Annotated in this window: 21 protein-coding genes; 8 read left to right on the forward strand and 13 right to left on the reverse strand. The window is 67.5% G+C overall.

The genetic code is table 11. The features are described from left to right. Positions 1-116 precede the first annotated feature (116 nt). The 4 genes from BUR94_RS16705 to BUR94_RS20785 all read left to right on the forward strand — a co-directional run bounded on the left by BUR94_RS16705 (position 117) and on the right by BUR94_RS20785 (position 2,923). On the forward strand, positions 117-1,016 hold the full coding sequence (locus BUR94_RS16705; protein ID WP_074257297.1) for a peptidylprolyl isomerase: 900 nt from the start codon (positions 117-119) through the stop codon (positions 1,014-1,016). Continuing rightward, the gene (argJ, locus tag BUR94_RS16710; RefSeq protein ID WP_074257298.1) at positions 1,016-2,239 is read left to right on the forward strand and encodes a bifunctional glutamate N-acetyltransferase/amino-acid acetyltransferase ArgJ; all 1,224 of its coding nucleotides are present in this window, start codon (positions 1,016-1,018) and stop codon (positions 2,237-2,239) included. The genes BUR94_RS16705 and argJ overlap by 1 nt, the downstream gene beginning before the upstream one ends. Further along, the gene (gene mutT / locus BUR94_RS16715; RefSeq protein WP_074257299.1) at positions 2,236-2,634 is read left to right on the forward strand and encodes an 8-oxo-dGTP diphosphatase MutT; all 399 of its coding nucleotides are present in this window, start codon (positions 2,236-2,238) and stop codon (positions 2,632-2,634) included. The genes argJ and mutT overlap by 4 nt, the downstream gene beginning before the upstream one ends. A 151-nt stretch (positions 2,635-2,785) precedes the next feature. Next, positions 2,786-2,923: a hypothetical protein gene (locus BUR94_RS20785; RefSeq protein WP_175570485.1), complete on the forward strand. Its 138-nt coding sequence runs from the start codon at positions 2,786-2,788 to the stop codon at positions 2,921-2,923. A gap of 101 nt (positions 2,924-3,024) precedes the next feature. Here the strand turns inward: BUR94_RS20785 and BUR94_RS16720 are convergent, their stop codons facing one another. From BUR94_RS16720 to pip, 6 genes are all read right to left on the reverse strand, one after another. Next, positions 3,025-3,576, reverse strand: coding sequence for a pyridoxamine 5'-phosphate oxidase family protein (locus tag BUR94_RS16720; protein ID WP_074257300.1), 552 nt, complete (start codon positions 3,574-3,576; stop codon positions 3,025-3,027). Positions 3,577-3,691: 115 nt separating this feature from the next. Beyond that, positions 3,692-6,229 carry a translation initiation factor IF-2 gene (gene infB, locus BUR94_RS16725; protein ID WP_074257301.1) on the reverse strand — a complete coding sequence of 846 codons (2,538 nt, stop codon included), beginning with the start codon at positions 6,227-6,229 and terminating at the stop codon, positions 3,692-3,694. Between the two features lie 4 nt (positions 6,230-6,233). Beyond that, positions 6,234-6,857, reverse strand: coding sequence for an RNA-binding protein (locus BUR94_RS16730; RefSeq protein WP_074257302.1), 624 nt, complete (start codon positions 6,855-6,857; stop codon positions 6,234-6,236). Positions 6,858-6,878: 21 nt separating this feature from the next. Next, positions 6,879-8,636, reverse strand: a complete 1,758-nt coding sequence (nusA, locus tag BUR94_RS16735) for a transcription termination factor NusA (protein ID WP_074257303.1) — start codon at positions 8,634-8,636, stop codon at positions 6,879-6,881. Beyond that, positions 8,636-9,223 (reverse strand): ribosome maturation factor RimP, encoded by a 588-nt coding sequence (gene rimP, locus BUR94_RS16740; protein ID WP_074257304.1) that lies wholly within the window; start codon positions 9,221-9,223, stop codon positions 8,636-8,638. The genes nusA and rimP overlap by 1 nt, the downstream gene beginning before the upstream one ends. A 138-nt stretch (positions 9,224-9,361) precedes the next feature. Beyond that, positions 9,362-10,351: a prolyl aminopeptidase gene (pip, locus tag BUR94_RS16745; protein WP_074257305.1), complete on the reverse strand. Its 990-nt coding sequence runs from the start codon at positions 10,349-10,351 to the stop codon at positions 9,362-9,364. Positions 10,352-10,409: 58 nt separating this feature from the next. Here pip and ubiG point away from each other — a divergent pair, with 58 nt between their 5' ends. After that, positions 10,410-11,153 carry a bifunctional 2-polyprenyl-6-hydroxyphenol methylase/3-demethylubiquinol 3-O-methyltransferase UbiG gene (gene ubiG / locus BUR94_RS16750; protein WP_074257306.1) on the forward strand — a complete coding sequence of 248 codons (744 nt, stop codon included), beginning with the start codon at positions 10,410-10,412 and terminating at the stop codon, positions 11,151-11,153. Positions 11,154-11,194: 41 nt separating this feature from the next. On the opposite strand, the gene BUR94_RS16755 is transcribed toward ubiG, so the two are convergent. The 4 genes from BUR94_RS16755 to BUR94_RS16770 are packed head-to-tail and all read right to left on the reverse strand — an operon-like array spanning position 11,195 to position 13,502. Beyond that, positions 11,195-11,647, reverse strand: a complete 453-nt coding sequence (locus BUR94_RS16755; RefSeq protein WP_074257307.1) for a MarR family winged helix-turn-helix transcriptional regulator — start codon at positions 11,645-11,647, stop codon at positions 11,195-11,197. Between the two features lie 13 nt (positions 11,648-11,660). Further along, positions 11,661-12,491: a carbon-nitrogen hydrolase family protein gene (locus tag BUR94_RS16760; RefSeq protein ID WP_074257308.1), complete on the reverse strand. Its 831-nt coding sequence runs from the start codon at positions 12,489-12,491 to the stop codon at positions 11,661-11,663. Then, the gene (gene grxC / locus BUR94_RS16765; RefSeq protein ID WP_074257309.1) at positions 12,491-12,748 is read right to left on the reverse strand and encodes a glutaredoxin 3; all 258 of its coding nucleotides are present in this window, start codon (positions 12,746-12,748) and stop codon (positions 12,491-12,493) included. Before grxC ends, BUR94_RS16760 begins: the two co-directional genes overlap by 1 nt. A 28-nt stretch (positions 12,749-12,776) precedes the next feature. After that, complete coding sequence (locus BUR94_RS16770; RefSeq protein ID WP_074257310.1) at positions 12,777-13,502, reverse strand: ComF family protein; 726 nt, start codon at positions 13,500-13,502, stop codon at positions 12,777-12,779. A 29-nt stretch (positions 13,503-13,531) separates the two neighbouring features. On the opposite strand from BUR94_RS16770, the gene BUR94_RS16775 reads away from it, so the two are divergent. Continuing rightward, positions 13,532-14,356, forward strand: a complete 825-nt coding sequence (locus tag BUR94_RS16775; RefSeq protein ID WP_074257311.1) for an SAM-dependent methyltransferase — start codon at positions 13,532-13,534, stop codon at positions 14,354-14,356. Positions 14,357-14,401: 45 nt separating this feature from the next. Beyond that, positions 14,402-15,433, forward strand: a complete 1,032-nt coding sequence (hemH, locus tag BUR94_RS16780) for a ferrochelatase (RefSeq protein ID WP_074257312.1) — start codon at positions 14,402-14,404, stop codon at positions 15,431-15,433. Positions 15,434-15,545: 112 nt separating this feature from the next. On the opposite strand, the gene BUR94_RS16785 is transcribed toward hemH, so the two are convergent. Further along, on the reverse strand, positions 15,546-16,139 hold the full coding sequence (locus BUR94_RS16785) for a L,D-transpeptidase (protein ID WP_074257313.1): 594 nt from the start codon (positions 16,137-16,139) through the stop codon (positions 15,546-15,548). A gap of 184 nt (positions 16,140-16,323) precedes the next feature. Here BUR94_RS16785 and dalA point away from each other — a divergent pair, with 184 nt between their 5' ends. Continuing rightward, complete coding sequence (dalA, locus tag BUR94_RS16790) at positions 16,324-16,824, forward strand: divisome-associated lipoprotein DalA (RefSeq protein ID WP_074257314.1); 501 nt, start codon at positions 16,324-16,326, stop codon at positions 16,822-16,824. Between the two features lie 63 nt (positions 16,825-16,887). Here dalA and BUR94_RS16795 read toward each other — a convergent pair whose 3' ends face one another. After that, positions 16,888-17,388, reverse strand: a complete 501-nt coding sequence (locus tag BUR94_RS16795) for a L,D-transpeptidase family protein (protein ID WP_084193162.1) — start codon at positions 17,386-17,388, stop codon at positions 16,888-16,890. Positions 17,389-17,479: 91 nt separating this feature from the next. After that, on the reverse strand, positions 17,480-18,688 hold the full coding sequence (locus tag BUR94_RS16800) for a class I SAM-dependent RNA methyltransferase (protein ID WP_074257315.1): 1,209 nt from the start codon (positions 18,686-18,688) through the stop codon (positions 17,480-17,482). Between the last annotated feature and the right edge of the window lie 3 nt (positions 18,689-18,691).

Raw genomic sequence — 18,691 nt, forward strand, 5'->3', positions numbered from 1 at the left:
CCCACCTAGAAACGCGGGCAGAGAAACGGGCTTGCGCCTTGGAACACAAGGCGATGTAAGACCCGTGACCTAGAGTGTCAACGCCGCCGCAGGGGCGGCCGAGCAGGAGTAGATGCATGACCTTCCCCAAGACGATCACCCTCGCCGCCCTTCTGGCCGCAGGTCTGGGTGCCGGGGCGACGGCACAGGAGGCCGCCGCGACCGAGGAAGCCGCGCCCGAGACCGCGCCCGAGACCGCCGCTGCCGATGTGACCGCCGAGACCGTTGTGGCCACCGTTGGCGGGATCGACATTACCGTGGGCCACATGATCGTGGCGCGGAAGACCCTGCCCGAGCAGTATGCCCAGCTGCCCCCGGAGGTGCTCTGGGAGGGAATCCTCGAGCAGCTCGTTCAGCAGAACGCGCTGGCGCTGGAGGCCGGTGAGCCGAGCAAGGAGACCGTTCTGATGCTGGAGAACCAGCGCACCGGCTACCTCGCCGGTGACGTTCTGGAGGCCGCCGCGCTGGCCTCGGTCACCGAGGAGGCGCTGGAGGCGAAATACGAGGAGATCTACGCCGAGGCCGAGCCGCAGCGTGAGTGGAACGCTGCGCATATTCTCGTGGAAACCGAGGAAGAGGCACAGGCGGTGAAGGAAGAGGTCGAGGGCGGCGCCGATTTTGCCGAGGTGGCCAAGGTCAAGTCCACCGGCCCGTCGGGCCCCAATGGCGGCGCGCTGGGCTGGTTCGGCGCGGGCATGATGGTGCCCGAGTTCGAGACCGCCGTGATGGCGATGAAGGCCGGCGAGGTGAGCGCCCCGGTGAAGACACAGTTCGGCTGGCACGTGATCAAGCTCAACGAGACCCGGCTGAAGGACAAGCCCGACATGGCCGCCGTGCGTGACCAGCTCGCCGAAGAGGTGCAGCGCGCCGCGGTGGACGAAGCCATTGCCTCGGCGGTAGAGAAGGCAGGTGTGGAAAAGGCCGAGGCGGAGATCCCCGCGTCGGTGCTCAACGATTTCGACCTCCTGGAGGACTGATGGGCAAATACCCCGTATCGCCGCTGGCGCCCGAGAAGTTTCCTGACCTGCCGGTCATCAAGGGCGTGCGCTTTGCCGCCGTCGAGGCGGGGGTGCGCTATGCCGACCGACTCGACGTGATGCTGGCGGTGCTGGACCCGGGCTCGGTGGTGGCCGGGGTATTCACCCGATCCTCGACCCGTTCGGCCCCGGTGCGGGACTGCGAGGCCAAGCTGCGCAAGGTCAGCGAGGCGGGTGCCGCCATCCTGGTGAACTCGGGCAACTCCAACGCCTTTACCGGCAGTGCCGGGCAGGAGAGCGTGGAGGCGATCTGCGCCGCGGTGGCCGAGGCTGCCGATGTGCCGAAGGGCCGCGTGTTTACCTCCTCCACCGGGGTGATCGGCGAGCGGCTGCCGCATGACCGGATCACCGCCAAGGTGGGCGAGCTGGTGGAGGCGCTGGACGAGGGCGGGATCGCGCGGGCGGCGCAGGCGATCATGACGACCGACACCTTTGCCAAGGGCGCGACCCGCGAGATCGAGCTGAAGGGCGGCGTGGTGAAGATCGCCGGAATCGCAAAGGGCTCGGGCATGATCGCGCCCGACATGGCGACGATGCTGGTGTACATCTTTACCGACGCCAAGGTCAGCCGCGACGCGCTTCAGGCGATGGTGAGCTGCCACAACGAGACCACCTTCAACGCCATCACCGTGGATGGCGACACCTCGACCTCGGACACGCTTATCTGTGCCGCGACGGGCGCCTCGGGCGTGGACTGCGACGACTCCGAGGAGTTTGAAGCGGCGCTGAAGGCGGTAATGAAGGACCTGGCGCATCAGGTGGTGAAGGATGGCGAGGGCGCGACCAAGTTCGTCGCCGTCAAGGTCACCGGCGCGGCGCATGACGCCGATGCCAAGCGGGTTGCGATGAGCATTGCCAATTCGCCGCTGGTGAAGACCGCGATCGCCGGCGAAGACCCGAACTGGGGCCGGATCGTGGCCGCCGTGGGCAAGAGCGGGGCCGAGGCCGACCGCGACAAGCTGACCATCCGCTTCGGCGAGGTGCTGGTGGCGGAGCGGGGCTGGGTGGCGCCGGGCTACTCCGAAGAGCAGGCCGCCGGTTACATGAAGCTGCCGGAGCTGGTGATCGGGGTCGACCTGGGCCTCGGCAAGGGCCGGTTCACCGCCTGGACCTGCGACCTGACGCATCAATACATTTCGATCAACGCCGATTACCGGTCGTGAAGACGGTTCTTGTTGCCGCCGTTGCGCTGATCGACGTGGACGGGCGGGTGCTGCTGGCGCAGCGCCCGGAGGGCAAGAGCCTGGCCGGGCTCTGGGAGTTTCCGGGCGGCAAGGTGGAACCGGGCGAAACGCCCGAAGCCGCGCTGATCCGGGAGCTGCATGAGGAGCTGGGGATCGAGACCTGGGCGAGCTGCCTCGCGCCGCTCACCTTTGCCTCGCACAGCTACGAGGATTTTCACCTTCTGATGCCGCTCTTCGCCTGCCGCAAATGGCAGGGCACACCGCAGGGCCAGGAGGGGCAGGCGCTGAAGTGGGCACGGGCGAACGAGCTGCGCGACTACCCCATGCCGCCCGCCGATCTGCCGCTGATACCGATTCTCCGCGACTGGCTCTGACCGGGCCTCCTGCCCGGTTTCGGAGCGCTCCGCTTCGCCAGATGCCCCAAATTTGTTCAAGAAATCCCATGTCGGGATCACATTGTATATGAATTGTGAACCAATCTGGGGTATTCTCTCCCAAGGTTAACCGACCTGTGGGGAAGAACTGATGCTGCGTACGATCGTATTGGGAAGCTGTGTTTCGGTTCAGGGCACCTTCGTGAAGGCGCTTGCGGACGGTCGCGTTGTGGTGCGCGTGGGAGGCCGGGATTTTGTTGGCCCTCCGGTGGAGGCTGTCGCCGCCTGAGCCACGGGATTTGCCCCGGTCCGGGAGGATCGGCACGGGAGTCGGGAATTTGGCCCGCGCCTGAGGGTGCGGGCTTTTGCTTTGGCGGCGGGTGAAACCGCTCACGCCCCGAGGTGAATGATTTCATCCTCGGTGAACCGGGGCGTGATGTGCTGGGAGCAGTTCCAGTCGAAGGCCTCGACCCGCATCAGGAAGGCCCGCTCGGGGTGGGCGCGGTAGCCCGGCAGGGCCAGCGCCTCGGCCAATTCTGGCTCGCCCTCGAGCGAGACGGCGCGGACGTGGCAGAGCAGCTTGAGCCGGGCGCGCGCGGGATAGTCGACGAAGAACAGGCTGGCGCGGTCGTCGGTATCGAGATTGCCCAGGGTGATGAACTGCCGATTGCCGCGGAAGTCGGCGAAGGCCAGCGTGCTCTCGTCGATCACGCGGACAAAGCCCTTGGGCCCGCCGCGATGCTGGAGATGGGGCCACCCGTCGGCCCCGTTGGTGGCCATGTAGAAGCTGTCGCGCGCCATGATGAAGCGGATCTCGGCGCCGGTCAGCCTGTCTGGCCCCGGAGCGGGTGCATCGCGGGCATAGGCGGCGCGGCTGCCGTTCTGCTCCTGCCGGGTGAGCACGGCAGGGGTGAACATGAGATCGTGATAACGCTGGGTCATGGGGCGGCTCCGGGTTGCAGGTGCAGGGTGCCGTGGCGCGGAGGCGGGCACAACAGCGCATGCAAAAGGGCCGCCCCGGATGGAGCGGCCCTCTTGTATCGTTGACCCGGCCGGATCAGTCGAGCGTGCGCTCGACCTCCTTGCGGGTGAAGATCTCGATGACATCGCCTTCGCGGATGTCGTCGTAGTTTTCGAAGGCCATGCCGCACTCCTGGCCGGAGATGACCTCGGCCACCTCGTCCTTGAAGCGCTTCAGGGTCTTCAGCGTGCCTTCGTGGATCACCACGTCGTCGCGCAGCAGGCGGACGCCGGCAGAGCGGCGGGCCACGCCCTCGGTCACGAGACAGCCGGCAACCTTGCCGACGCCGGTGACCTTGAAGACTTCGCGGATCTGCGCGTAGCCGATGAAATCCTCCTGGATCTCGGCGGAGAGCAGGCCGGAGGCCGCGGCTTTCACGTCGTCCACGAGGTCGTAGATCACCGAGTAGTAGCGGATCTCGACGCCCTTCTGGTTTGCAGCCTGGCGCGCAGGCGCGTTGGCCCGGACGTTGAAGCCGATCACGGGGGCGCCGGAGGCCTCGGCCAGGCCGATGTCGCTCTCGGTGATGGCGCCCACGCCGTAGTGCAGCACGCGCACGCGGACCTCGTCGTTGCCGATTTTCTCCATCGCCTGAACGATGGCCTCGGCGGAGCCCTGCACGTCGGCCTTGACCACGATCGGAAGCTCCGAAACGTCCTTGTCGTCCTTGGCCTTCTGCATCAGCTGCTCGAGAGTCGTCGCGGCACCGGCGGCGGCGCGCTTCTCCTTGGCGGCGTTCTCGCGGTATTCGGCGATCTCGCGGGCCTGGGCCTCGGAGGAGACCACGTTGAGCACGTCGCCGGCTTCGGGCGTGCCGTTCAGGCCGAGCACCTCGACGGGCACGGACGGCCCGGCCTCTGCCACGCGCTCGCCCTTGTCGTTGACCAGCGCGCGGACCTTGCCCCACTGCTCGCCGACGACGAAGATATCGCCCTGCTTGAGCGTGCCGTTCTGGACCAGAACGGTGGCGACGGGGCCGCGGCCCACGTCGAGCTGGGCCTCGATCACGGCACCCTGGGCGGCGCGATCGGGGTTGGCCTTGAGCTCGAGCACCTCGGCCTGAAGCGCGATGGCCTCCAGCAGCTCTTCGAGCCCCTGCCCGGTGTGGGCCGAAACCTCGACGTCCTGTACGTCGCCCGACATCTTCTCGACGACGACTTCGTGCTGAAGCAGGTCGGTGCGAACCTTCTGCGGGTTGGCGGCAGGCAGGTCGACCTTGTTGATCGCCACGATCATCGGCACGCCGGCAGCCTTGGCGTGGTTGATGGCCTCGATGGTCTGCGGCATCACCGCGTCATCGGCGGCCACGACGAGCACCACGATATCGGTCACCTGCGCCCCACGGGCCCGCATGGAGGTAAAGGCGGCGTGGCCGGGCGTATCGAGGAACGACAGGGTCGCGCCGCTCTCGGTGGTCACCTGGTAGGCGCCGATGTGCTGGGTGATGCCACCGGCCTCGCCGGCGACGACCTTTGCATCGCGGATGGCATCGAGGAGCGAGGTCTTGCCGTGGTCGACGTGGCCCATGATGGTGATCACGGGGGCGCGCGGCTTGAGATCTTCTTCCTTGTCCTCGGCGGTTGCGATGACCTGCTCGACGTCGGAGTCGGACACGCGCACGACGCGATGGCCGAATTCCTCGACGATCAGCTCGGCGGTGTCGGCGTCGATCACCTGGTTCTGGGTGACCATCATGCCGTTGTTCATCAGCGACTTGACGACGAGAGCCACGCGCTCGGCCATACGGTTGGCCAGCTCGGAGACCACGATCGTTTCGGGCAGCTGCACGTCGCGCACGACCTTTTCGCGGTTGTCACCGCCGCCCAGCGCCTTCTGCCGGGCACGCTCCTGCTTGCGCTTCATCGCGGCGAGCGAACGCTGACGCCCGCCCTCGCCGCCCGAGAGCGCCTGGTTCAGGGTCAGCTTGCCGGCACGGCGGCCGCCATCGTCGTTGCGGGCGCCCTTGCCGCGGTTGTCGCGGTTGTTGTCGCGGTCGTCACGCTCGTCGCGGCGGGGCGCGGCGCGGCCACCGCCACGGGCACCATCCTCGGCGGGCGCGGGGCCGGCATCGGCAGCGGCCGGAGCGGCGGCGGCGGGCGGCGCGTTGCGCTCGGCCTTCTCGCGGGCCTTGGCCTCTTCGGCCTCGCGGGCGCGGCGGGCGTCTTCCTCTTCCTTGGCCTTGAGGGCCTCCTGGCGCTCGCGTTCCTCGCGCTCCTTCTGCTCCGCCTCTTCGCGGCGGCGCTGGCGGTCGGCCTCGCGCTCCTTCTCTTCTTCCTCGCGGCGCTTGGCCTCTTCGGCCTCGGTCGCCTTGGCGGCGGCGAGGGCCTTCAGGCGGCGCTCCATCTCTGCGTCGGAGATCCCGGCGGGACGTTTGGACGGATCGGAGGCGGCAGCCGCTGCGGCACCGGCATTGGCACCAGCCGTCGGCGCGCCGGGCTTGGGCACCACGACACGCTTGCGCTTGGTCTCCACCACAACGTTCTTGGTGCGCCCGTGAGAGAAGCTTTGCTTCACCTGTCCGGAACGCGGGCCGCTGCGGAGGCCCAGGGTCTTTTTGCCGTCGCTATCGCTCATGCGATCAATGTCCTTTCCGGGGCGTATCCCCGATGTGCTCGCGCAAAGCGCCAAGCTTTGCGGCGTCTTCTACAACACGCTTCGTGAGTCCACCAGCCGCAAGAGCGGCGTGTATCACATGTTCCCTGCCGAAAGCCAAACCGATTTCGTTGGCCGTCAGGCAGCCTATGAATGTGCCCTTTCCGGGCGGCGAGCTGAGCTTCGACTTGCCCCGCTCGGAGCCGTCGCTGGCCTGGATCAGAAGCCGGGCTTCCTCGATCAGCAGCCAGCCCTTGACCTTTTCGTAGCCCGCCACCGCCAGCCCGGCCTTTCGGGCGAGCGCGATGCCGTCGGTGACCCGCTTGACCAACAGCCGCTCCACGGTATCGACCAAGCCCTCGGGCACTTCGACGGGCGCCTTTGCGGCGCGGGCAAAGAGCTTTTTCTTCACCGCCTTGTCGAGCGCCGCGCGCGTGGGAGTGACCCAGATGCCGCGGCCCGGAAGTTTGCCGGAAATGTCGGGGACAATCTCGCCGGACGGGCCCACGACGAAACGGACGAGGTGAGATATAGGGCGCACCTCGCCCGTTGCAATGCACTTGCGTTCGGGCATTTCACCCTTGGTGGTATCGCGTCCGCCGCGGCTCAGGCCGGTGTCCGGAGCCTGCGATCAGGCTCCGGCCTCCTCTTCGGCGGGCTCGCCGTCTTCGTCCGTCTCGGCCAGCTCGGCCGGATCGACCCAGCCCAGCGCGATGCGGGCGGACATGACCATGTCCTGGGCCTCTTCGAGCGAGAGATCGAACTTTTCGAGGATGCCGTCGTCCTTGACGCGCTCGCCATCCACGGTGGTCCAGCCGCCGGCCAGCTCCCAGTCGGCGCAGGTGGCGAAGTCCTCGAGGGTCTTCACGCCATCTTCGGCCAGGGCCTCGATCATCTGGGGCGTCAGGCCTTCGAAGCTCACCAGGCTGTCTTCGACGCCGAGTTCGCGGGCGCGCTCGAGGGCCTTGCGGTTCTGCTCGTCGAGGTAGTCGCGGGCACGGGCCTGCAACTCGCCAGCCGTGCCTTCATCGACGCCGTCGATCACCAGAAGCTCATCAAGCTCGACGTAGGCGACTTCTTCCAGCGAGGTGAAACCCTCGGAGACAAGCAGCTGGGCGAAGAACTCGTCGAGGTCCAGCGTGTCCATGAAGAGCTTGGTACGCTCCTCGAACTCGGCCTGGCGACGGGCGCTCTCTTCTTCCTCGGTCAGGATGTCGATGTCGAGCCCGGTGAGCTGCGACGCGAGCCGGACGTTCTGGCCGCGGCGGCCGATGGCGAGCGACAGCTGCTCGTCGGGCACCACCACCTCGATCTTGCCGGCCTCCTCGTCGAGCACCACCTTGCTGACCTCGGCGGGCTGCAGGGCGTTGACGAGGAAGGTGGGCTGATCGTCGTTCCACGGAATGATGTCGATCTTCTCGCCCTGAAGCTCGTTGACCACGGCCTGCACGCGCGAACCGCGCATACCGACGCAGGCGCCGACCGGGTCGATCGAGTTGTCGTAAGAGATGACGGCGATCTTGGCGCGGGAGCCGGGATCACGGGCGACGGCCTTGATCTCGATGATGCCGTCGTAGATCTCGGGGACTTCCATCTTGAAGAGCTCGGCCATGAACTCGGGCGCGGTGCGGCTGAGGAAGATCTGCGGGCCGCGCTGCTCGCGGCGCACGTCCTTGATGTACACGCGGATGCGGTCTCCGGGGCGATAGCTCTCGCGGCCGATCTTCTCGTTGCGGCGCAGCACCGCCTCGCCCGCGCCGATATCGACGATGACGTTGCCATACTCTTCGCGCTTGACCTGGCCGTTGATGATGGTGCCGGCGCGGTCCTTGAACTCTTCGTACTGGCGGTCGCGCTCGGCCTCGCGGACCTTTTGCAGGATCACCTGCTTGGCCGACTGGGCGGCGATCCGGCCCATCTCGACGGGCGGAACCTCATCCACCAGCTCGTCGCCCTCGGCGGGCGGGGCGGACTGGTCGACGCCCTCGGCGAGCGCGCGGTCGAGCTCGGTGGGCTTGCGCAACAGGAAGCGGCGGATCGGGCGCGGGGCCTCATCCTCGCCCTCGGGTTGCGACATGCCGCCGATCACGACGTAATCCTTGCCCTTCACGCCCAGGGTCTGCTGGGCCTGGGTCGGGGTCATCTCGGCCTGGTAGTTCTCGAGCTCGGGCTCGCCCTTCACGGTGCGGATGCGGGTGAAGGTGGCGCGGCCGGTCTTGCGGTCGATCTTGACCCGGATATCCATCTCGGCGCCGTAGCGCGACTTGGCGGCACGGGCGAGGGACTCTTCCATCGCCTCGATGACGAGACCCGGGTCGATCATCTTTTCCCGGGCCACAGCCTCGGCGGTTTGCAACAGCTCGAGCTGGTTTGCGGAAGTAATGGCCATCAGTTGTCCTCCTGACCGTCCATGAGGGTTTGCACCTCGTCAAATTGGGTTTCGTCGACCTGGCCTGCGTCCTTGCGGTGGCGCAGCACGTCGCGGATGAGTTCGTCGGTGAGCACGAGCTTGGCGTCGGAGAGCCAGTCGAACTGCAGGCCGATGGTGACGGGCCCGCCCTTTTCCTCGAGCTCGATGAGCACTTCGCTGCCCTCGGTGCCGGCGAGCACGCCCTTGAAGCGGCGGCGGCCGTCGATCAGCTCGGTGGTCTCGATGCGGGCCTCGTAGCCCTCCCAGCGGTCAAAGTCCTTGAGCCGGGTCAAGGGACGGTCGATGCCGGGGCTGGAGACTTCCAGCGTGTATTCTTCCTCGATCGGGTCCTCGACATCGAGCACGGCGGAGACGGCGGTGGAGATCCTGGCGCAGTCATCCACCTCGATGCCACCCTCGGGCTTTTCGGCCATGATCTGGAGGTTCGGCGTGCGGCCGCCCATCAGCCGCAGGCGCACCAGCTCGAAGCCCATGCCTTCGAGCACGGGCTGCACGATCTCGGCCATGCGCTGATCCATTCCGGTCTTGGCGATGAGGTCGGTCATGAGTGGCGGGGGCCTTTCGGGCACAAAAAAACGGGCGCTGCGGCCCGTCGGAATTTCCGGTGGAGGGTCGGGGGTGGAGGCCGATCCTGCCGCTGTCGAGGGCGATATAGGCCCATGACGCGCGAATCGCAAGGGGGTTCAGAACCCGTAGAGCTCCGGTGCCTTGGCAATGCCGCGGGTGGTGCGCACCAGTTCGGCGGAAATGCCGGGCTCCGAGAGGGCGTGGCCGGCACTCGGGATCATCCTCAGGGTGCCGCGGGGCCAGCGGTCGACGAGAGCCTGCGCGGCCTCGGGAGGGCAGATCATATCGTACCGGCCCTGGACGACGGTGCCGGGGATATGGGCGATCTCGGGCATGTCGGCGAGGATCTGGCCATCTTCGCGCAAGAATCCCGCGTGGGTGAAATAATGGTTCTCGATCCGGGCGAAGGCGCGGGCGTAGCTGCCGCTGCCCTCGCCCATGTTGCCGTGGCTGTCCATCGAGGCGAGCGCGTTCTCCCAGCCGGCCCAGCGCTGGGCCAGGCGGGTCTCTTCCATCAGGTCGCCGCAGAAGAGGCGCTTGTGGTAGGCGGCGATCAGATCGTCATGCTCGGACTCCGGGATCAGCTCGGTGAAGCGTTTCCAGACATCGGGGAAGAACCGCGCTGCGCCGCCGCCGTAGAACCACTGCAGCTCGCGGGCGGTCATCAGGAACACCCCGCGCAGCACGAGGTAGGCGGCCCGGGTGGGGTGGGCCTGGGCGTAGAGCAGCGAGAGGGTGGCGCCCCAGCTGCCGCCGAACACGACCCAGCGGTCGATGGCGAGGATCTCGCGGATGCGCTCGATGTCGGCGACCAGATCCTGGGTGGTGTTGTTCTCGACCGAGGCGAAGGGCCGGGACCGGCCGCAGCCGCGCTGGTCGAACAGCACGATGCGGTAGACATCGGGATCGAAGTAGCGGCGCATCGCCGGCGAGCAACCGCCGCCGGGGCCGCCGTGCAGCACCACCACCGGTATGCCGTTCGGGTTTCCGCACTGCTCGACATAGATCGAGTGGCCGCCCGGCATGTCGATCATCCGCTGGTCGAACGGGCTGATCGCCGGGTAGAGGTGGCGGTATGCGCTGTTATGACCCGCGTTCCTGTCCATGCCTGAGCTATATAGGCTGGCGTGGCCCGGTTCCATGGGTTTGAGAAGGAGATTTGCGATGGCAGTCGATACGGCGGACCCGGCGGAGCTGGCCAAGTTCGAGGCGATGGCGGCGGAGTGGTGGGACCCGGAGGGCAAGTTCAAGCCGCTGCACATGCTCAACCCCTGCCGGCTCGACTACATCTGCGACCAGATCGCCGCCGAGTTCGAGCGGGATCGGGCCGGAACAGAGCCTTTTTCGGGGCTGCGTATCCTGGACATCGGCTGTGGCGGCGGGCTGCTCTCCGAGCCGATGGCACGGATGGGGGCCGAGGTGGTGGGCGCGGATGCCGCCGCCGGCAACATCCCGGTGGCGCGGGTTCACGCGGAGCAATCGGGGCTGGAGATCGACTATCGACACACCACCGCCGAGGCACTCGCGGAGGCCGGCGAGCAGTTTGACGTGGTGCTGAACATGGAGGTGGTGGAGCATGTCGCCTCGCCGCCCGATTACATCGAGGCCTGTCAGCGGCTGCTGAAGCCGGGGGGGCTGATGATCTGCTCCACCATCAACCGCAATCCCAAGAGCTTTGCCATGGCGATCGTGGGCGCGGAGTGGGTCATGCGGTGGCTGCCCAAGGGCACCCACGACTGGCGGAAGTTCATCACGCCGGACGAGCTTTACGGGTTGCTGCGCGGAGCCGGGCTGGACCCGGTGGACCGCAAGGGCTTTGTCTTCAATCCGCTCGGCTGGAGCTGGAGCCTGAGCGACCGCGACCTCAGCGTCAACTACGTGACGGCGAGCGTGAAGCCTGCAGGGTGAGGGCGGGTTTTGCCCGGCCGGGCCACCTGCGGAAACGGGGCTCAGGGCTCTTCGCTGGAGCCGAGCTTCTGACGCAACTCGCGCATGACCGGGAGCATGGCGCGCACGCGCTCCGATCCGATTTCGGCGACAATGGCGGCGATGACCGGGCTCACGGAGGCGATGGCGGCATCGCGGGCGGCGCGGCCGGAGGGGCTGATGGAAACCATCTTGCGCCGGGCGTCGTCCCAATCGGGGCGGATGTGCACGTAGCCGGCCCATTCCAGCTTGTTCAGCGTGTTGGTCATGGCGCCGCGGGTCAGGTGAAACGCCTGGGCCAGCTGGGCCGGGCTGCGCTCTTCATTGATGTGGGCGAGATGGTTCAGCACCGAAAAATGACTGATCTCCATGCCCTTGGGCAGCGCCTTCGACATACGGTTGCGCGCGAGCTGCTCGGCGGTGAGAAGCTCGGAAAACAGCGCAACGGCCAGGGTATCTGAGGTTTCAACGGTCATCGGGGCAGACGGGTCAGGGGCCTTCGAAGGGGCGGTCGTGGGTGAGTGCCGGGATCTTGTGGCGCGCATCGTCCACGTCCGAGAGGCTCAGGTCAACTGTGATCACACCGGGGGAGGTGCCGCCGTCGGCCAGGATCTCGCCCCAGGGCGAGATCACCAGGCTATGCCCGTGGCTGCTGCGGGTGCGCCCTTCGGTGGTGGCATGGGTGCCGCATTGGGCGGGCGCGAGCACGAAGCAGCCGGTCTCGATGGCGCGGGCCTGGAGGAGCGGCTGCCAGTGCGCCGGGCCGGTGCCGGGGGAGAAGGCGGCAGGAACGGTGATGATCTGCGCCCCGGCCTTGGCCAGCGCCCTGTGCAGCTGCGGAAACCTGACATCGTAGCAGATGGTCATCCCGATCCGGGCAAGCGGTGTTTCGGCCAGAACAGAGAGGTTTCCGGGCCGGTAGCCCGCGCTTTCCCGGTAGGTTTCGGTTTCCGAGACCTGCACGTCGAACATGTGGATCTTGTCGTAGCGCGCGATGATCTCGCCGCTCGGGCCGATCATGTAGCACCGGTTGGCGAAGCGGCCGTCGGGGTCGTCGGTCTTGATGCCGATGGACCCGAGGAGAAGGTGACGGCCATGCCGGGCGGCGGCCTCGCGGAAACCGGCGAGGGTGGGGTCGTGCTCCTCGGGCTGCAGCACCGCAAGCTGACGGGATCGGCTGGCGGAGACGCAGTTGGTGACCTCGGGCGTGCAGATCAGCTCGGCGCCTTCGGCCACGGCCTGATCGACCATCCCCAGAGTCACCGGCAGGTTGGCGAGCGGGTCGTCGGAGCTGGTGAGCTGGAGCAGGGCGGCGCGCATCAGGCGAGCATCGCGTCGAGCTTGCCTGCGCTTTCGAGGGCGAAGAGATCATCGCTGCCGCCCACGTGGGTCTCGCCGATGAAGATTTGCGGGACGGTGTGGCGGCCCCCGGCACGATCCATCATCTCGGAACGGCGGCCCGGCTCCTCGAAGAGGTCTATCTCGGTGAATTCGGCGCCCTTGGAGGCGAGCAGGCGCTTGGCCCGGGCGCAATAGCCGCAGATGGGAGTGGTGTAGATCTCGATGCGGGCGGACATGGCAGAACTCCTGACGTTCTGCCCATACTTAGGTGTCCTTCACCGTTCGCGCCAGTGTGACGACGCGGACATCGGCAGCGCCGGCAGAGAGGCACGCCTCGGCACAGGCGGCGAGGGTGGCGCCGGAGGTCATCACGTCATCGACCAGCAGCACCTTGCGGCCGATCATGCGATGGCGCCGCTTGGGATGCGGGCGGATGGCCTCGGCCATGTTGGCAAAGCGCGCGGCGGCCCCGAGACCCTCCTGCCGGGGCGTGGCGCGGGCGCGGATCAGGAGATCGGGGCAGAGCGGCGCATCGAGCCGCCGGGCGAGGGCGCGGGCGAGCAGGGCGGATTGGTTGTAGCGCCGACGGAACAGGCGGAACCAGTGTAGCGGCACGGGCGCGATGAGCATGCCGGGCTCATGGACGCGGGCCGCGGCGCGGGCAAGCCAGGGTGCGACGGCCTCGGCCAGGTCGGCGCGGTCGTGACCCTTGAGGGCGAGCACGAGGCGGCGGCCCTTGCCGCGATAGAGCAGCGCCGATGCCCCGCGCGACCAGGGGCGGGCGATGGTGAGGCAATCGTCGCAGGTGAGGTCCGGCGCGGTCTCCGGGTCGTCCTCGCCGGGGAGGGGCGCACCGCAGAGGTGACAGGTGAGGCCGGCGATGAAGGCGGTGTCGCGCCAGCAGTCGGGGCAAAGGCCGGCGTCGGAGCCGGTGACCTCGCCGCAGGTGAGGCACTGGTTGGGGTAGATCACGTGCAGAAGCCGTTGCATCGGCCTGCGCCCTCCCTGATAAGCCGCCCATGGCCCAGCCGCCCAAACTGACCGACCGCAAGGCCCTCGCCCGCAACCGCGCCCGAGCGGACCGCGATGCGCTGTTCCTGCACGTGCAGGCCATCGACGAGATCAAGGAAAGACTCAACGAGGTTAACAGAACCTTTACGCGGCCCTGCGTGGTAACCGGTTTTCCGGATCTCTGGGGTGCGGCCTTTCCCGATGCGCGGGTGATCGCGGACGAGGAGGTGCTGGGCATCGAAGAGGGCGCGCATGACCTGGTGATCCACGGCATGGCGCTGCACTGGGCGAGCGATCCGGTGGGGCAGCTGGTGCAGGCGCGGCGGGGGTTGGTGCCTGACGGGCTGTTCATTGGCGCAATGCTGGGTGGCGAGACCCTGGCCGGGCTCCGGGCCGCGCTGGCGGAGGCGGAGGTGGCCGAGACCGGCGGCCTTGGACCCCGCGTGCTGCCGATGGGCGAGATCAGGGACCTCGGCGCCTTGCTGCAACGGGCGGGGTTTGCCCTGCCGGTGGCCGATGCCCTGCCGCTGGAGGTCAGCTATTCGTGCGCGCTGGCGCTGATGCGCGACCTGCGCGCCATGGGTGAGGCCAACGCGATGGAAGCCCGGCGGCGGGGGCCAACGCGGCGCGGAGTGATCCTGCGGGCGGCCGCCACGCTGGACGCCGCGGCCGGGGCGGATGGGCGTATTCGGGCCATGTTCGAGACTGTCTTTCTCACCGGATGGTCGCCCGGCCCGGACCAGCCGCAACCGCTCAGGCCCGGATCCGCCCTGACCCGGCTGGCCGACGCGCTGGGCACGGAAGAACATGGCGAGGACGGTGGGAAGACGTGACGCATTGACCCCTGCGCCGCCGGCACTATCCCTAGCGGCAGACAAATGCGAGGACAGCCCGTGAGCCATCTGCCACCCGACCATCCCCCCGTGAAGCCGCGCAAGATTGGCGTGCTGATCGCCAACCTCGGCACACCGGATTCGCCCGGCTACTGGGACATGCGGCGCTATCTCAACGAGTTTCTGAGCGACAAGCGGGTGATCGACTACCCGGCCTGGAAATGGCAGCCGATCCTGCAGGGGATCATCCTGACCAAGCGGCCCTTCTCCAGCGGCAAGAACTACGCGCTGATCTGGGACAAGGCGAAGGACATGTCGCCGCTGATGGTGATCACCATGGCCCAGACCGAGGCGCTGAGGGCCCGGCTGGCCCAGGACTACGGCGAGCAGGTGATGGTGGATTTCTGCATGCGCTACGGCAACCCCTCGACGGAGTCGAAGGTTGCCGAGATGGTGGCGGCGGGCTGTGACCGGATCGTGTTCTTTCCCCTCTACCCGCAATACGCCGGGGCGACCACGGGGACGGCGAATGACCAGTTCTTCCGGGCGCTGATGAAGGAGAAGTGGCAGCCGGCAGTGCGGACGGTGCCGGCCTATTTCGACCGGCCGAGCTACATCGAGGCGCTGGCCGCCTCGGTGGAGGAAAAGATGGGCGATGCGGAGCTGCTGGTGTGCAGCTACCACGGGATGCCGAAGCGCTACCTGATGGAGGGCGACCCCTACCACTGCCAGTGCCAGAAGACGACGCGGCTGCTGCGCGAGCGGCTCGGCCTGCCGGAAGAGAAGATCATCACCACCTTCCAGAGCCAGTTCGGGCCGGAAGACTGGCTGCGGCCCTACACGGTGGAGGAGGTCGCCGCGCGGGCGCAGGCCGGAGTGAAGAGGATCGCCGTGGTGGCCCCCGCCTTCAGCGCAGATTGCATCGAGACGCTGGAGGAGATCGAGGGGGAGATCCGCGAGAGCTTCGAGCACGCCGGGGGCGAGAGTTTTACCTACATCCCCTGCCTGAACGAACGGCCCGACCATATCGAGGCGCTGGCGGATGCGGTGAAGGAAAACCTGGCGGGGTGGATCTAGGCCGCGGCCTTGGAGTGGGGCCAGCCCTCACACCTCCGGGATACTTGGAGCAAGAAAGTGAACAGGGCGGCCCAATCCGGTGCCGCCCTGACGCGTTTGGGGTGCGCCCGGCTCAGATCAACAGCACCTGCGCACCGACGTTGACCATGCGAAACAGCTCGGCGATGTGCTCGTTGTAGAGGCCGATGCAGCCGTTGGACGAGCGGCGGCCGATCTTGCGCGTGTCGTGGGTGCCGTGGATGCGGTAGTAGGTCCAGCCGAGGTAGAGCGCGTGGGTGCCGAGCGGATTGTCGGGACCGGGCGGGATGTAATCGGGCCACTCGGGGTTGCGCTTTTTCATCGCCGGGGTCGGCGACCAGGACGGCCCCTCGACCTTGCGGGCCACGGTGGTGCGGCCGCGGCGGGTGAGATCCTCTGTGATCGGCACCGAGCTGGGATAGAGCCTGTAGACCGACTGGTCGGAGGACCAGTAGTGCAGCGCACGCGATGTGGTATCGACCAGGATCGCCCCGCCCCGTGTGGAGCTGAAATAGGGACGCCAGTCGAGCGCACGGAAGCTGGAGATGTTGCGCTGGACCGCCTCCTGGGTGCCCAGCGCCTCCGGATCGAGCTGCTCGGCCCAGCCGGCGGCGGGCAGGGCGGCGGCGGCGGCGGTGGCGCCAAGAAAGGCACGGCGGTTCAACTTGGTGTGAAACTGATCGGACATTCTGGCCTCGAACGGTTGGCGTCGGGCGGCAGATCCCTGACGGAATGCATTTATATTGCGGGAAAGCCTCAGTCGCAAATCAAACAGGTGACAAATCGGACGCGGGGCGCCGGTGCAATTGCAGAACCCGGAGCGAGTCGGTAAGGCTGACGCCCGATACTCAGCAAGGGGGCTGCCTTTCATCATGCTGCGGATGATTTCCTTGATTGCCGTGATGGCACTTGGCCTTTCGGCCTGTTCGCCCGCGGTGACCACCGGCGTGGACGGTGGCGTGCGCGTCTACAACATCAGTGCCCGCGATGCGAACGAGATCCCCTATCGCGTGCTCGACAACGTGAACCAGCTGCGGGCCGCGCGGGGCGTGGGCCAGCTTGCGCTCAGCTCGGAGCTGAACGCCGCTGCCGCGACCCACGCGCGCGACATGTCGGTGCAGAACCGGCCCTGGCACTTTGGCTCCGACGGCTCCAGCCCGCTCGATCGCGTGCGGCGCACCGGCTACGCGGGCCAGTTCCTGGGCGAGAACATCAGCGAGACCTTCGAGTCGGAGCTCGAGACGGTTGCCGCCTGGATGGAGCAGCCCGACACGCGCGACGTGATCCTGGCCCCCGGCGCGCGGAACCTGGGCTTTGCCTGGTTTCAGGAGCCGAATGGCAAGATCTGGTGGACGTTGATCACCGGCAGCTGACAGCGGCAGGACAGGACATGCACGCCCGGCCCTCGCGCCGGGCGTTTGCGTTTGGGGCCGGCCTCAGGGGTGAATGTCGATCACCGTGCCGTCGCGGACCATGGCATAGATGTTCTCCATCTCGCGGTTCTTCACCCAGATGCAGCCCGCCGTCCAATCGCTGCCCTTCCTGTCGCGTTTGCTTTCGCGGGCGCCGTGGATGAAGATGTCGCCGCCCGGCTTTTTGCCCTGCGACTTGGCAAACGCGCGGTCGGCCTCGTTGGGGTAGGAAATCCCAAGCGACAAGTGGAAGCTGGAGTTCGGGTTGCGCCGGTCGATGAAGTAACGGCCCTCCGGGGTCTTGCCGTCGCCCTCGAACTGCTTGTGCCCGCGCGGCGCGAAGCCGAGGCCGATCTTGTATTCGCGCAGCACTTCCTGATGATGCAGCAGATACATGCGCCGCCGGTCCTTGTAGACGACGATGCGGGTGACCTCCGGTCCGTTGTAACTCTTGAATTTGCTCGAACAGCCCGAGAGGGCCAATGCCGTAGCGCCGAAGAGCGCGGCGCGCCGTGTCAGCTTGATCACCGTGAGTTCTCCAGCAAGTTGCCTGTGTCTTGTTTTGCGCCGCACTATAAGGATTCTGGCCAATCAGGAAAGGCGGCGCAGCCGCTGCTCACGCCCGCGTGAACTGCGCGGCCAACTCCACATGGGCCGACCAGCGGAACTGATCGACGGGCTGCACCCAGTCGAGCGCATAGCCGGCCTCGACAAGGATGCGGGCGTCGCGGGCAAAGCTGACCGGGTTGCAGGAGACGGCGGCGATGCGGGGCACGGTGGTGGCGGCAAGTTCGCGGTGCTGCGCCTCGGCTCCCGCCCGGGGCGGGTCGATGACCACGGCGGAATAGCGGGCAAGCTCATCGGGCAGCAGGGGTTGGCGAAAGAGGTCGCGGGTCCGGGCGGTGGTCCGGCGCAGCGTGCCGCCGGTGGAGCGCCAGCCGGCATCGAGCGCGGCGGTCAGTGCCGCGTCGCCCTCGAAGGCCTCCACCTCGGCGCGCGCCGCGAGCGGCAGGGAGAAGGTACCGCAGCCGGCGAAGAGGTCGGCAATCAGGCTCTGATCCGGCCCGAGAGCCTCTTGGATGGCGGCCAGCAGGGTTGCCTCGCCATGCGCCGTGGCCTGAAGGAAGGCACCAGGCGGCGGCACCACGCGGGCGGGTCCGAAGCGCTGGACGGGCGGCTCGCGGGTGGCAATGGGCTCGTCGCCATAGGTGAGCCTTGCAAGACCCTGCTGGCCGGCGAGCTGCGCCAGCTCGGCCAGCAGCGCACGGGCGGCGGGGCGACCGTTGGTGATGCGCAGGTCGAGGCCGGACTCCGAAACGGTGACGGCAAGATCCACGCCGCTGGTGCGGGTGGCGGTGGCGCGGGTCAGGGCCTGGAGCGCGGGCAGGGCCGCGAGAATCGCCGGGTGGAGCACCTGACAATCGGGCACCTCGATCAGCAGGTCGGAGGCGCGGGCCATGAAGCCGACCATCGCGCCCTTCTTGCTGCGCCGCCCGTGCAGTGTGGCGCGGCGGCGGGAGGCCGGGGGAGAGGTGAGGGTGGGGCGGATCTCTGTGGAGAGGCCCTGGGCGGCGAGACCCTGAGCGATGACAGAGCTCTTCCACCCGGCCACGAAGGCATCGGAGGCGTGCTGCATGGCGCAGGCGCCGCAGGCCTTGTAGTGGCGGCAGGGTGGCGAGACACGATGTTCCGAGGGGGTGCCGATTTGAACCTTTTCGGCGAAAACAGAGACTTTTTCACCCGGCAGCACGCGCGGAATGGGCGGCACGCCCTCGGCCACGCCCTCGCCACGCACGTTCAGCCGTTCGATCACAACCTCTGTCATGCC

The organism is Vannielia litorea (genome assembly GCF_900142295.1).
Taxonomy (GTDB): Bacteria; Pseudomonadota; Alphaproteobacteria; order Rhodobacterales; family Rhodobacteraceae; genus Vannielia; species Vannielia litorea.